This is a genomic window from Acidisoma silvae (genome assembly GCF_020618775.1).
GTDB lineage: Bacteria > Pseudomonadota > Alphaproteobacteria > Acetobacterales > Acetobacteraceae > Acidisoma > Acidisoma silvae.
Genome location: NZ_JAESVB010000002.1, coordinates 298,235 through 310,577, shown reverse-complemented (window position 1 = coordinate 310,577; position 12,343 = coordinate 298,235). Strand labels below are relative to the sequence as shown.

Annotated in this window: 13 protein-coding genes; 8 read left to right on the top strand and 5 right to left on the bottom strand. The window is 65.1% G+C overall.

Annotated elements, in window-relative coordinates; genetic code table 11:
• The first annotated feature begins 64 nt into the window (after window positions 1–64).
• The 6 genes from uraD to ASILVAE211_RS05945 all read left to right on the top strand — a co-directional run bounded on the left by uraD (window position 65) and on the right by ASILVAE211_RS05945 (window position 3,630).
• On the top strand, window positions 65–964 hold the full coding sequence (uraD, locus tag ASILVAE211_RS05970; protein WP_227320386.1) for a 2-oxo-4-hydroxy-4-carboxy-5-ureidoimidazoline decarboxylase: 900 nt from the start codon (window positions 65–67) through the stop codon (window positions 962–964).
• Window positions 965–1,136: 172 nt separating this feature from the next.
• The gene (locus tag ASILVAE211_RS05965) at window positions 1,137–1,442 is read left to right on the top strand and encodes an AtpZ/AtpI family protein (protein ID WP_227320385.1); all 306 of its coding nucleotides are present in this window, start codon (window positions 1,137–1,139) and stop codon (window positions 1,440–1,442) included.
• 21 nt (window positions 1,443–1,463) lie between these two features.
• Window positions 1,464–2,216 (top strand): F0F1 ATP synthase subunit A, encoded by a 753-nt coding sequence (locus tag ASILVAE211_RS05960; protein WP_227320384.1) that lies wholly within the window; start codon window positions 1,464–1,466, stop codon window positions 2,214–2,216.
• 27 nt (window positions 2,217–2,243) lie between these two features.
• Window positions 2,244–2,477 carry an ATP synthase subunit C family protein gene (locus ASILVAE211_RS05955; protein ID WP_227307008.1) on the top strand — a complete coding sequence of 78 codons (234 nt, stop codon included), beginning with the start codon at window positions 2,244–2,246 and terminating at the stop codon, window positions 2,475–2,477.
• A gap of 22 nt (window positions 2,478–2,499) precedes the next feature.
• Entirely contained in the window at window positions 2,500–3,093 is a 594-nt protein-coding gene (locus ASILVAE211_RS05950; protein ID WP_227320383.1) for a F0F1 ATP synthase subunit B family protein, read from the top strand.
• Between the two features lie 15 nt (window positions 3,094–3,108).
• Window positions 3,109–3,630, top strand: coding sequence for a F0F1 ATP synthase subunit B family protein (locus tag ASILVAE211_RS05945; protein WP_227320382.1), 522 nt, complete (start codon window positions 3,109–3,111; stop codon window positions 3,628–3,630).
• Window positions 3,631–3,708: 78 nt separating this feature from the next.
• Here the strand turns inward: ASILVAE211_RS05945 and cls are convergent, their stop codons facing one another.
• A complete protein-coding gene (gene cls, locus ASILVAE211_RS05940; RefSeq protein ID WP_227320381.1) occupies window positions 3,709–5,139 on the bottom strand; it encodes a cardiolipin synthase in 1,431 nt (476 codons plus the stop codon).
• Between the two features lie 43 nt (window positions 5,140–5,182).
• Window positions 5,183–5,923, bottom strand: coding sequence for a DUF4410 domain-containing protein (locus ASILVAE211_RS05935; RefSeq protein ID WP_227320380.1), 741 nt, complete (start codon window positions 5,921–5,923; stop codon window positions 5,183–5,185).
• A gap of 178 nt (window positions 5,924–6,101) precedes the next feature.
• On the opposite strand from ASILVAE211_RS05935, the gene ASILVAE211_RS05930 reads away from it, so the two are divergent.
• Window positions 6,102–7,574: an AMP nucleosidase gene (locus ASILVAE211_RS05930; RefSeq protein WP_227320379.1), complete on the top strand. Its 1,473-nt coding sequence runs from the start codon at window positions 6,102–6,104 to the stop codon at window positions 7,572–7,574.
• A gap of 136 nt (window positions 7,575–7,710) precedes the next feature.
• On the opposite strand, the gene ASILVAE211_RS05925 is transcribed toward ASILVAE211_RS05930, so the two are convergent.
• From ASILVAE211_RS05925 to ASILVAE211_RS05915, 3 genes are all read right to left on the bottom strand, one after another.
• The gene (locus tag ASILVAE211_RS05925) at window positions 7,711–7,860 is read right to left on the bottom strand and encodes a hypothetical protein (protein WP_227320378.1); all 150 of its coding nucleotides are present in this window, start codon (window positions 7,858–7,860) and stop codon (window positions 7,711–7,713) included.
• 87 nt (window positions 7,861–7,947) lie between these two features.
• Window positions 7,948–8,886: a bifunctional riboflavin kinase/FAD synthetase gene (locus tag ASILVAE211_RS05920; RefSeq protein ID WP_227320377.1), complete on the bottom strand. Its 939-nt coding sequence runs from the start codon at window positions 8,884–8,886 to the stop codon at window positions 7,948–7,950.
• A 51-nt stretch (window positions 8,887–8,937) separates the two neighbouring features.
• Window positions 8,938–9,849 carry a tyrosine recombinase XerC gene (locus ASILVAE211_RS05915; protein ID WP_227320376.1) on the bottom strand — a complete coding sequence of 304 codons (912 nt, stop codon included), beginning with the start codon at window positions 9,847–9,849 and terminating at the stop codon, window positions 8,938–8,940.
• Window positions 9,850–9,921: 72 nt separating this feature from the next.
• Here ASILVAE211_RS05915 and ASILVAE211_RS05910 point away from each other — a divergent pair, with 72 nt between their 5' ends.
• Window positions 9,922–12,147, top strand: coding sequence for a primosomal protein N' (locus tag ASILVAE211_RS05910; RefSeq protein ID WP_227320375.1), 2,226 nt, complete (start codon window positions 9,922–9,924; stop codon window positions 12,145–12,147).
• The last annotated feature ends 196 nt before the right edge of the window (window positions 12,148–12,343 follow it).

The following is a 12,343-nucleotide window of genomic DNA, read 5'->3' as shown; positions in this document are numbered from 1 at the left end:
ATCGGTTCGAGCCCAAATTTAAAGACCGGCCGGTCTACAAGACAAAAGTATTGAAAGAGCGCAAATGACGCAGCCGTCTCCGGGGGCAAGATTACAGATAGCCGAGGTCAATCGGCTGTCAGACGCCGGATTTTGCGATCGTTTCGCGGGCGTCTTCGAAAAGACGCCCTGGATTCCGGCCGCCGTCGTCGGCCTGCGCCCTTTCGCGTCCAAAGCGCAATTGCTCGCCGCCATGGCTGATGCCCTGGCTCAGGCCGAGCCGGCGCGCAAACTCGCTCTCCTGCGGGCGCATCCCGTACTGGGCGGGCAAGCCGCCAAGCGAGGGGAGGTCACCGCGCATTCCAAGTCGGAACAGGCCGGACTCGGCCTGGACAGCATGACGGGCCCGGAGGAGGAGAGTTTCGCGCAGCTCAATCAGGCATATCTGGACCGTTTCGACTTCCCCTTCATCATCGCCGTGCGCGGTCAGCGCGACCGTAGGGCCATTCTGGCGGCCATTCAGCAAAGGATCGAGCAGCCTCTGGCGGTCGAGCGGGAGAGGGCGCTGGCTGAGGTGGTCCAGATCGCAGGCTTCCGCCTCGACGGGCTGATCGCGGACGGGGAGGCCGACGGAGCGAAAGCGTCGGCGCTCACGCTCAGTCTCCATGTTCTCGACACGGCGGTCGGGACGGCGGGCGTGGGGCTTGCCTTCACCTTCTCCCGTATCGAGGCCGATGAGGTTCGGTCCCCGCTGGCTGCGGCCCAGACGGATGCCGGCGGCCGCTGGGCCCTGGACCCGCAGACCGTCCTGTCGCCCGGCCTCTATGAACTGGTCTTCGCGGCCGGCGACTATCAGGCAGCGCGCGGGCGGGAAAGTTTTTATGACAGCATCGCGCTCCGGTTCCGGACACAGCCGGCCGGTGGCCACTATCATATTCCGCTCATCCTCTCGCCTTTCGGCTATTCGACCTATCGAGGCGGTTGAGGGTATACGAACATTTGCGCAGTTGGTTTGGGGCCACTGTCGCAAAAGAATAAAAAGAACACGCGTTAATGGGCCGTTGCTTTCTTGACACCAAAGGGGGGCGTCGGTAGCAGACGGGTGCCCTGGGCTGGCAAGCGTTTGCACAGGCCCGTTGACGGTTTGGGGGCAGATAATGAGTGGCGACCACGAAAGAGAGTCTTTCGAGGCCCGTCTGGCGAAAGCGCGTGACAGCGCGGGGCTTGATCGACCGGTCCGCAAGGGTCCGTCCGAAAAAGTGGCCGACAGCAACGCGATCCGCATCGCCATGCGTCTCGGGGTCGAGATGGTCGCGGCGCTCGTTATCGCTGTGGTGATCGGTTGGGGTCTCGACCGGCTTTTCCACACGCGGCCGTGGATTATGATCGCTTTCGTGCCTGTCGGCGCGGCGGCGGGGTTACGTAACGTTTTTCGGGCCATGGGTCCGGGAAGCAACAGCTAGTCTGGCTACTGGGAAACGTTCATGGCTGGTCCTTCGATTGATGCGCTTGGCCAATTCCGGCTGACGAGCGGCCTTGGGCCGATCGGCCACGCTGTCAATTTCACCAATTCGAACGAGATGATGCTGCTCTCGGTCGGCCTCATCGTCGTGGCCTTTGGCCTCGCGCTGCGCACCCGCGCGCTGGTGCCCGGCCGCATGCAGTCCCTGGTTGAGACGCTCTATGAGTTCGTCCACGGGATGTGCGTCGATACGATCGGCGAGGAGGGGCGGAAATTCTTTCCGCTCGTCTTCACGCTGTTCATCTTCATTCTGCTCGGCAATCTGCTCGGGCTGTTTCCCTATTTCTTCGCCTTTACGAGCGGCATCGTCGTGACGCTTGCCATGGCGCTGTTCGTTTTCCTGTTCTCGACCGCGGTCGGCTTTTACATCCACGGCTTCAAGTTTCTGAAGTTCTTCGTGCCGGCCGGCGTGCCGGGCTGGATGCTGCCCATGCTGGTGCCGATCGAGATCATCTCCTATCTCTCTCGTCCCGTGTCGCTGTCCGTTCGACTTTTCGCGAATATGACGGCCGGCCATGTGATGCTGGAAGTGTTTGCGGGCTTCATGATCCTGCTGACGGCGAGCCTTGGCGTGTTCGGCGTCGTCGCCTCCATCATCCCGCTCGGGCTGAACATCGCACTCATGGGCCTGGAACTGCTGGTCGCTTGCCTGCAGGCCTATGTGTTCGCCATCCTCACCTGTTTGTATCTGCACGACGCCGTGCATATGCACTGAACTAAAATCCTGAAAGGATAACGGATTATGGATATCTCTGCTCCGCTGCTCGCGAAGGACATCGGCGCCGGTCTGGCCACCATCGGCGTTGCAGGCGCTGGCGTGGGTATCGGCAATCTGTTCGGTAGCTTCGTCTCCGCCGTTGGCCGCAACCCGGCCGCGCGTGACCGCATGTTCCGCGACGTTCTCCTTGGCTTCGCGCTGACGGAAGCGGTGGCGCTCTATGCGCTGGTTATCGCTCTCGTCATCCTCTTCACCTGATAGACGGACGCCGAAACCGACCATGAACCGCCTATTCACCACGACTTCACTGACCGGCGGAGTAGCGCTTGGGCTTCTGGCCCAGGCGGGTGTCGCTCACGCGGGGTCGAACATGCCCCAGATGGATTTCAGCAATCCGCTGAACGGCAGTCAGGTGGTGTGGCTGGTTATCATCCTGGTCGTCCTCTACCTGATCCTGTCGCGCTGGGCGCTTCCTGGCGTGGGCGCGGTTCTCGCGGACCGCAGCCAGCGCATTCAGCGCGATCTGGACGCGGCGCATGCCGCGAAGGTGGAGGCGGACGCCGCAGTGGCCGAATTGCACGCGGCGATCAAATCCGCCCGTGACGAAGCCAATGCCGAAGTCGCCCGCGCGACCGAAGCGGCGAAAGCCGCGGCGGCGCAGCAGGCGGCAGAGCTGTCCGCCAAGCTCGACGCGCAGCTGGAAAAGGCTGAGGCTGAGATTGCGGCGGCCCGCACCCAGGCACTTACGGCGATCCGCCCGATCGCCGCCGAGACGGCGGGCCTGCTCATGACGCGGCTCACGGGTCAGGCTCTGGACGAGACCAAGCTCCACCAGGGCATTCAGGATGCGCTCGCCGCGCGCGGCCTCGCCTAACCAGGAATCCGCAGGATGGAATACGAATCCCTGATGACGGCCCCTTGGTCCCACGGGACTTTCTGGGTCTTCATTGCCGTCGTCATCTTCGCTGTCCTCTTCGGCCGCAAGATTCTGACGCCTGTCATGGGTGCGCTCGACCAGCGAGCGGTAACCGTTCGCCAGTCGCTTGACGAAGCGTCGCGCCTCAAGGTTGAAGCGGAAGCGATGCTGGCCGATGCCCGCGTCAAGCGGGCGGAAGCCATCGCTGAAGCGAGGGAAATTCTCGAACGCGCCAAGGCCGAGGCCGCCCGCACGGCGGCTGAGCTCAAGGCCGAAGCCGAACAGCGTGCGAAAGCGCGTGAGCGCATGGTGCATGAGCGGATCGCAGCCGCCCAGGCCTCTGCGGTGGCCGAAGTCCGCAACACCGCGATCGAGGTCGCGATTGCCGCGACATCCGCCGCGCTGCGAAGCGGATTGTCCGCCGAGCAGGATGCGGCGCTGGTCGATCACGCGATTGCCGAAGTGCCGACCGCCTTCACGCGTCGCGCCGCCTGATCGGCACAAGACCTATCGAATAAAAAAGGCCGGTCCCTTGCGGGGCCGGCCTTTTTTTATGTTCGAAACCCTAGCGCCTTACAGATAGGGCAGCAGCAACCTGGCCGCCGCATCCCGCATGCGGATCGGGAAGGGCCGGGCATTCAGCTCTTCCAGGGTCAGCGGCAGGCTGTGGTTTTCGGCCACAATCTGGCCCAGGCTGGCAGCGAGCGCCTTGTCATAGGACTCGATGCTCAGCTCGAAATTCAGACGGAAGCTGCGCATGTCCCAGTTACTGCTGCCGATCAGCGACCATTCGCCCTCGATCACCATCAGTTTGGAATGGCGGAAGGGCGGTGGGCAGCGCCAGATGCGCACGCCGGCTTCCAGCAGCGGCCCGACATTGGCCTGCGTCGCCCAATCCATCGTGCGATGCACATTCTTCGACGGAATGACGATATCGACCGCGACTCCGCGCTGGGCGGCCAGCCCCAGCGCGGTGATGACGCGCTGATCGGGCAGGAAATACGGTGTCATCACCTGGATGCTGGTGCGGGAACAGGCAATCGCCTGCAAGATCGTCTGCTCGATCTTTTCCAGATCCTCGTCCGGCCCTGCCGTCACCACGCGGGCGATGGAATGGCCATGGGCGCGCAGTTCCGGATACCAGGCCTCGCCCTCCAATTCTTCCTGCGCGACGAAAGCCCAGTCGCGGATGAAGGCATAGGTCAGTTGGGCGACGATCGGCCCTTCGATACGGAAATGCGTGTCCTGAATCGGCTCCGGCGGATTGTTTGCCAGCAGGTTCTGGTCGGCGACATTGACCCCGCCCGTGAAACCGATGCGCCCGTCGACGACCAGAATCTTTTTATGCGAGCGGAGATTGAGGAAGGACATCCGCCAGGGCAGGGCGGAATGCATGAAGCGCCCGGCGGGAAGGCCGGCCTGCCGCAGAGCCCGATAGGCCGGCGACAGCAGCCAGCCGCTGCCGATGCCGTCGACGATGACGCGCACCGTCACGCCACGTTTCTGCGCTTCCGCCAGGGCTGCGATGAAACGATGCCCGATCTTGTCCGCGCGGAAGATATAGGAAGAAAGGCCGATGCTGTGTTCGGCGCGGGCGATCGCCTCCAGCATGGCCGGATAGGCCCCGTCGCCGTTGTTCAAGATGTCGATCCGGTTGCCGGTCTCGATCGGCCGGCCGGTGATGCGGCTGATGCCGAGTTGCAGCGGCGCCAGCCGGTGATCCGCGTCCGCCGCATCGCCACCTTTGCGGTGACGGCGGGTGCGTGCCGCTGATGGCGCGCGAAGCCGGATCGCCCGGCGCCGCACGCGATTGATTCCGAGCACGAAATAGGTGGCACCGCCGAAAAACGGTGCCAGCCAGGCGAGGCCGATCCAGGCGGTGGCCGAAGCCGTGTCCTTTTTCGTGAGCAGGACATGGACGGTGACCGCGACGGCGATCACCAGACCGATGGAAAGCTCCAATCCCGGCTTGATCCGCGTCACAAACTCGAACCAGTCAATCATCGGCAACTCGCATCCTGAAATCGAAACCTGTCCGCAGATGGCGTCACTGCGGCGCAATCCATCCTTCGGAGGCGAAGAATTGCTTGATATTCGATGCCACCTTGTCGCCGAGATTGGCGGCTTCCGGCTCCAGCCCAGTGCGCGACCGTTGCACGGTGCCGGCGGCCATGCCTGCCACGGCAAGGCCGACATGGCTGGCGGCGCCTGCCGCACCCAAAGCCAAGCCCGGCGTGCGTCCGCTGGTGGCGTCCGCATGGTAGCTTTCCAGCGGCCGCACCATGCCGCCCGGCAGCGCGCGCAGGACGCTGACATCGGCCTCGACCTGACTGGCACCGGCGCCAAAGCCGATCATCGTGCGGCGCGCGGCATTGCCGGCATTGATCTTCGTGATCTGGCCATGAATCAGGATGGCGCCTGGGGGCGCGGCCTCGCCCGGATAGGCAGCGCGGCTGGGCAGGCCCATTTTGGTGACATCCTCGACCAGGGTCTGGGTAATGGTCGCGGTGACAGACTGGGCGATCTCCGCCCGTTTGGCGTCGGGGTTCTGTCCCTTGGACTGGAGCTTGGCCAGCACGCCCGACGCGAGCTGCACCTGGGCCGGGTCGACCGTGAAGGGATAGACCAGCACGATATCGGGCCGCTTTTCGATCACAGCGGGATAGCCGGTCGGTGCCGCGTAATTGGCCGTGTTTTGCACATGGGTCGCGCAGCCCGTCAGGGCCAGAAGGCCGAAGGCAGCGAGCGGCCAGAAGCCAGCCCGACCGAGGTTACTCAAGTAGCTCATTCTAAACCCTTTTGCGTCAAGTGATCGGACCAGACCACGCCCCGGCACGCGCGTCGATGTGTCTTTCTGGTTCGATTTCGCAGCTTGTCGTTGGCAGCCTTCATGTCCGCAGGGTGGCACGCTGCCGCGAGACCCGCTAACGCGTGGTGATGAGATCCGTTCGAGGGAGGCTGATGTGATGGATGATTTTACCTCGATGCAGGAGCTGACGCCGGAACAGGCCGTCGCCCGTTTGGAATTCGCCTATGACCACGCCTGCTTCACCTTGCGGGAGGCCTTGGCGCGCTACGTCAAAACCGGTGTCGCCCCGACGGCCGCCGAACGGCGCCATTTCCGCTATCCCCGGCTGGATATCACCTGGCGCCCGACCGGAGCGCTTCCCTATACAAGCCGTGCCTGGGCCAAATTGCAGGTTCCGGGCGTCTATTCCACGACCGTGACCCAGCCGGCTTTCTTCCGGCCCTATCTGCTGGAGCAGCTGGAACCGCTGGTGGCGGAATTCGGTGCCAGCCTCTCGGTCAGCGTCAGCGACCTCGAAATTCCCTATCCTTACGTGACCGAAGGCGGGGACGAGTTCTCCCACGGCACCGTCCAGGTGGCGGAACTGGCTCGCATCTTCCCGACGCCGCGTCTATCCACGGTAGGGGATGAGGTGGCCGACGGTCTGTGGATTTTCGACCCCGACAAGCCGCGCCCGCTCGCGCTGTTCGACGCCGTGCGCACGGATTTTTCGCTCAAGCGCTTGCAGCACTACACGGGTAGCCACTGGCGCAATATTCAGCCCTGGATTCTGCTGACCAATTACCAGCGCTATGTCGACGGGTTCGTGCGCCATGGGCTGGAGGAGCTGCAGCGGCCGGGTTCGCCCTATGCCGCGCTCTATCTGCCGGGTGGCGCCGTCGTCACACGTGAAACGCCGGTTGAGGAGGCTGACGCCATTGTCGCCCGTGCGCCCTGGCAAAGCTTCCAGATGCCGGCTTACAGCCTGACGCGGCTGGACGGGGAGGGCGGCACCACCATCGTCAATATCGGTGTCGGTCCGTCCAACGCGAAGAACATCACCGATCATCTGGCGGTGCTGCGGCCCAATTGCTGGCTGATGATCGGCCATTGCGGCGGTCTACGGCAAAGCCAGGTGATCGGCGACTATGTCCTCGCCCATGGCTATCTGCGGCGGGACAAGATTCTGGACGAGCTGCTGCCGCCGGAGGTGCCGGTGCCGGCTCTGGCGGAAGTGCAGCTGGCGCTACAGGAAGCGGCCGCGCGCGTGACCGGGGATCGGGGCGAGGCGCTCAAGCGTCGTCTCCGCACCGGCACGGTCGTCACCTATGACGACCGCAACTGGGAACTCCGCTGGAGCCAGGAGCGGCGGCGCATCAATCTCAGCCGTGCCATCGCGGTCGATATGGAAAGCGGCACGTTGGCGGCACAGGGCTACCGGCTGCGCGTACCCTATGGCACGCTTCTTTGCGTCTCGGACAAGCCGCTGCATGGCGAGATCAAGCTGCCGGGGGCCGCGACGGCCTTCTATCAGCGCGCGGTCGGCGAGCATCTGGCGATCGGCCTGCAGACCATCGACCTGCTGCGCGGCCAGTTGCATTCGCTGCATTCCCGCAAGCTGCGCGCCTTCGACGAGCCGGTGTTTCGGTAAAGCCAAGATAACTGTCTTGTCCGGCTTCATGCCGGGCATCTACCCGTTGTGGCGCCCAGACGCTGTAATGGTGCTCGAATGGGTAGGCCCCCGGGCTAGGCGCCCCCGAACAAGTCCGGGGGCGACGTTTCCTCACTCAGCGATAATACCCGTAATGCGGTCCGCCATAGCCGCCGCCCCATCCGCCGCCGTAATAGCCGCCGGGGCCATATGGGTAGTAGCAGCCGCCCAAAGCCAGCGCGATCAGGGCGCCGGCCCCCAGCCGAATCAGTGTAGATTTGGACATGACAAACCCTCCGTTTATCTGAAACGGAGGGTCGGCCCGGCTTGCAGTCCTATCGTGACGGTGGCGTGGCCGAACTAAGGAGGATTGTTACAGACCAAGTCCGCCGAGCAGGCTGGCGGCATTGGCGGCGTCCGTCAGAATCTGCTGGCGCAGCGCGTCGAAGCTCGGGAATTTCTGCTCGGCGCGTAAAAAACTGTGCAAGGACACGCCAATCTCCTGCCCGTACAGATCGCCGTCGAAGTCAAAGATATTGACCTCAAGCCGGCTTTCCACCGTCTCGGCCACCGTCGGGCGCAGGCCGATATTGGCGACGCCGCGCCGCGTTTCACCATTCGGCAGGCTGACGGTCACGGCATAGACGCCGCGTGCCGGCTCCAGATGCCGGCCGAGCGGCAGGTTGGCGGTCGGGAAGCCGATGGTTCGGCCGCGCTTTTCGCCATGGGCAACCTCGGCGCGGATCGCCCAGGCGCGGCCGAGCAGCGCATTCGCCCGTTCGGGATAGCCGTCCTGCAGCAGGCGGCGGATGCGGGTGGAGGAAATCGGTCCCTCCGCGTCGCTCAAAATCTGCGCCGGCGACAGGCCGATGCCTAAGCTCTCCGCGCGGGCAGCCAGGTAAGGCACATTGCCGCCGCGGCGATGGCCGAAGGCGAAATCCGGCCCGCAGACCAGATGGCTGGCGCCGATCCGCTCATGCAGGATGCGGTTCACGAAATGCTCGGCCGGCTGCTGGCTGAAGTTATGGTCGAAGCGCTGCACGAACAGATACTGCACATGGAGCGCCTCAAGGGCGGCCGCCTTTTCCGTCAGCAGCGTGAGGCGGAAGGGCGCGTCGCCGGGCCGAAAGAATTCGCGCGGATGCGGCTCGAATGTCACTACGCCAAGGGGCGCGCCAGGGCGGGCGGCATGGGCCGTCTGCACGACGCTCGCATGGCCCAGATGAACCCCGTCGAAATTGCCGAGTGCGACGGTCGCACCGCGGGCTTCGGCAGGAACGAGACAATCGGCGTCGATGATCTGAATGGTCATGGTGCCGTTTGAGAAGCCAAGGGGCGGGATGCTGTCAAGTGACGGTGCCGATCAGGCGCGGGGATGGGCGCGCCGCCAGGTCGCCATCAGCTGCGCGGTATCGACGGCGGTATAGCGCTGGGTGGTGGAGAGGCTGGCATGGCCCAGCAACTCCTGAATGGCGCGCAGATCGGCGCCCTGGGCCAGAAGATGGGTGGCGAAGGAATGCCGCAGCGCATGCGGTGTGGCATGTTCCGGCAATCCGTTCAGCCGCCGGAAGTCCCTGAGCGCCTTTTGGGCGATGGCCGGGTCCAGCCGCTTGCCGCGCGCCCCCAGAAACAGCGGCGCATCGGGCTCTGCCTGCCAATGCAGGCGCAGCCAGCGCTGGGTCATGTCCCGCGCGATCGCCAGCACCGGCACGATGCGGGTCTTGCCGCCCTTGCCGGTGACGCGCAGCGGCGCGTCCGATCCCGGCAGCGGCGCGTCCGACCGGTTGAGGCCAAGCGCTTCCGAGATACGCAAGCCACAGCCATAGAGAAGCGTGAACAGCGCAGTATCCCGCGCCTGGATCGCAGCATTGTCCGAAATCTCGGCGATCTCACGGGCGACGGTCTGCGCATCCACGACCGTCAAGGCGCGGGGCAGCGGTTTCTTGGCGCGGGGCGTCGCCACCAGCCCGATCGCGGCATTGGCGATGCCCTTCTCCCGCTCGACATAGCGCAGGAAGGACCGCACGGCAGAAAGCTTCTTGGCGCGGGTGGCATTGCCACGGGACTCGGACGCCTCCTCCGCCAGCCAGGCGCGGAAATCCGCGCCCGTCAGCTGGCCGAGTGCCGCGAGATCAGGCTCGCCGCCCAGATGGCGGGTCAGAAAGCCCAGAAAGCCGGCCAAATCACGCCCATAGGTCTCCAGCGTCAATGCGGCGGCGCGCCGCTCCGAGCCGAGCCAGAGCAGCCATTCCTGTCGCATGTTTTCTGCCAGCATCGCCTGTCCGATCGTCTGCCGCGTCTCGCTCTACCTCTAGCGGCGGCGGCCAAGCTGTGCGAGGGGCGAAGCATGGACGGCACCGAACTGGATTTATGGGGGGAGGCGACAGCGCCCGCGCCTGCACGGCGCGTCTCCGTGCTGCTGCCCTTGCCGCTGGGCCGCCCGCTCGATTACCGGTTGCCGCAAGGCGAAAGCGCCGAGCCCGGCACCATCGTGCTGGCACCGGTCCATGGCCGCATGCTGCATGGCGTCGTCTGGGACAGCGATCCCGACCCGGCCTTTCCGCTCTCCCGCCTGAAAACCGCCTCCGTCGTGCCGGGCCTGCCGCGTTTGGCGCCCGCGCTCCGCCGGCTGATCGATTGGGTGGCGAGCTATACGCTGTCCGCACCGGGCGAGGTTCTGGCCATGGCGATTCGCGCGCCGCTGCTCGCACCCTTGCCGGATCGGACGGTCACGTTATTCGGCCTTGGCCAGACTCAGCCGGAAGGGTCGCAGCTGACAGCCGCGCGCCGCCGCGTGCTGGACATTCTGGGGGACGGCGAAGCGCAAAGCCTGCCCGATCTGGTGCAGGAAGCCGGCGTTGGTGCCGGCGTCATTCGCAGCATGGCCGAGCGCGGCTGGCTACAGGCCATCGAAGGCGCCAAGGCACCGGCCTTTGCCCAACCTGACCCGGCACATCTTGGTGCCGCAAGCCTGTCGGGCGATCAGCGGGCCGCCGCCGATGCGTTGGCGGCAAGCGTTGCCGACCGCACCTTTTCCGTGACGCTGCTCGATGGCGTCACCGGGTCCGGCAAGACGGAAACCTATCTGGAGGCGGTCGCGGAGGCGATCCGCCTCGGTCGCCAGAGCCTGATCCTGCTGCCGGAAATCGCCCTTTCGGCGCAGTGGCTGGAGCGATTCGCCCGCCGCTTCGGCGTGCCGCCGGCAGTCTGGCATTCCGACCTGACGCCGGCCACGCGCAGGCGGACCTGGCGGGCGGTGGCGGACGGCACCGCCTCGGTCGTGGTCGGTGCGCGCTCGGCCTTGTTCCTGCCCTTCGCCGATCTCGGCCTCATCATCGTCGATGAGGAACACGAATCGGCCTTCAAGCAGGAGGAAGGCGTCATCTACCACGCCCGCGACATGGCGGTGGTCCGCGCACGGATCGAATCCGTGCCGATCGCGCTGGTCTCCGCGACGCCCAGCCTGGAGACGCTGGCCAATGTCGAAGCCGGGCGCTACCGCCAGCTCTCGCTCGCCTCCCGTCATGGCGGCGCCAGCCTGCCGGAGGTCGCGGCCATCGACCTGCGCGCGACTCCGCCAGAACGCGGTCGCTTCATCGCCCCGCCGATGATCCAGGCGATCACCGATACGCTGGAGCGCGGCGAGCAGGCGATGCTGTTCCTCAACCGCCGGGGCTATGCGCCGCTGACGCTCTGCCGCCATTGCGGCCATCGCTTCGCCTGTCCGCATTGCACTGCCTGGCTGGTGGAGCATCGCCAGCGCCGCATTCTGCAATGCCACCATTGCGGCCATGCCGAGACCATGCCGGATGCCTGTCCGGCCTGCGACGCGACCGATACGCTGACCCCCGTGGGGCCTGGCGTCGAGCGGCTGACGGAAGAGGTGGAGCTTCTGTTTCCCGATGCCCGGCGGCTGGTCATGGCCAGCGACACGATCGGCGGCCCTGAAGGGGCGGCACGTGCTGCCCAGCAGATCACCGATCGCAAGGTCGATCTCATCATCGGCACGCAGATCGTCGCCAAGGGCTGGCATTTTCCGCATCTCACGCTGGTCGGCGTCATCGATGCCGATCTCGGTCTTGCGGGCGGCGATCTGCGGGCCGGAGAGCGCACCTTGCAGCTTCTGCATCAGGTCGCCGGTCGTGCCGGCCGTGCGGAGGCGCCGGGCCACGTGATGCTGCAAAGCTATGCGCCCGAGCATCCGGTCATTCAGGCGCTGATCAGCGGCGATATCGCAGCCTTCATGGAAGCGGAGGCGGAGGGCCGGCGGCCCGGCCATTGGCCACCCTTCGGACGGCTGGCGGCCCTCATCATTTCGGGTGAGGACATGGTCGAGACCGACCGCCTGGCGAGCGAGCTTGGTCGCCGCGCCCCCCATGCGCCGGGCGTCGAGGTTCTGGGCCCGGCGCCGGCCCCCCTCGCCATGCTGCGCGGGCGGCACCGCCGACGCCTGCTGCTGCGCACGCGAAAAGACATCGCCATACAGCCAATTCTCAAAAATTGGCTCGCCGAGGTCGTGATTTCGCGAAATGTTCGCGTTGATATCGATGTCGATCCAGTCAGCTTTCTTTGAAAGCCTCTGCGCGACATGCGAAAAATAAAGGGCTTATGAGGCGATCCCGGACGGAAAGGCGTCTTACCTCCGTTGCTTCGCTGAAACCCCTATGATAGTTCCGCCCCATCGACGACATTACGCGTAGGCGTCTCGGGAACCGTTTCTCGGACAAGCGTCACGAGAGCGTCTCGACAACAGATGACGGGTAGGACAA

What these genes read in the sequence shown, in the direction of transcription:
- ASILVAE211_RS05930 (WP_227320379.1), top strand. Translation starts at nt 6,102, where the DNA reads ATGGATGATTTTACCTCGATGCAGGAGCTGACGCCGGAACAGGCCGTC.
- ASILVAE211_RS05955 (WP_227307008.1), top strand. Translation starts at nt 2,244, where the DNA reads ATGGATATCTCTGCTCCGCTGCTCGCGAAGGACATCGGCGCCGGTCTG.
- ASILVAE211_RS05925 (WP_227320378.1), bottom strand. Translation starts at nt 7,860, where the DNA reads ATGTCCAAATCTACACTGATTCGGCTGGGGGCCGGCGCCCTGATCGCG.
- ASILVAE211_RS05935 (WP_227320380.1), bottom strand. Translation starts at nt 5,923, where the DNA reads ATGAGCTACTTGAGTAACCTCGGTCGGGCTGGCTTCTGGCCGCTCGCT.
- ASILVAE211_RS05920 (WP_227320377.1), bottom strand. Translation starts at nt 8,886, where the DNA reads ATGACCATTCAGATCATCGACGCCGATTGTCTCGTTCCTGCCGAAGCC.
- ASILVAE211_RS05915 (WP_227320376.1), bottom strand. Translation starts at nt 9,849, where the DNA reads ATGCTGGCAGAAAACATGCGACAGGAATGGCTGCTCTGGCTCGGCTCG.
- uraD (WP_227320386.1), top strand. Translation starts at nt 65, where the DNA reads ATGACGCAGCCGTCTCCGGGGGCAAGATTACAGATAGCCGAGGTCAAT.
- ASILVAE211_RS05910 (WP_227320375.1), top strand. Translation starts at nt 9,922, where the DNA reads ATGGACGGCACCGAACTGGATTTATGGGGGGAGGCGACAGCGCCCGCG.
- ASILVAE211_RS05960 (WP_227320384.1), top strand. Translation starts at nt 1,464, where the DNA reads ATGGCTGGTCCTTCGATTGATGCGCTTGGCCAATTCCGGCTGACGAGC.
- cls (WP_227320381.1), bottom strand. Translation starts at nt 5,139, where the DNA reads ATGATTGACTGGTTCGAGTTTGTGACGCGGATCAAGCCGGGATTGGAG.
- ASILVAE211_RS05945 (WP_227320382.1), top strand. Translation starts at nt 3,109, where the DNA reads ATGGAATACGAATCCCTGATGACGGCCCCTTGGTCCCACGGGACTTTC.
- ASILVAE211_RS05965 (WP_227320385.1), top strand. Translation starts at nt 1,137, where the DNA reads ATGAGTGGCGACCACGAAAGAGAGTCTTTCGAGGCCCGTCTGGCGAAA.
- ASILVAE211_RS05950 (WP_227320383.1), top strand. Translation starts at nt 2,500, where the DNA reads ATGAACCGCCTATTCACCACGACTTCACTGACCGGCGGAGTAGCGCTT.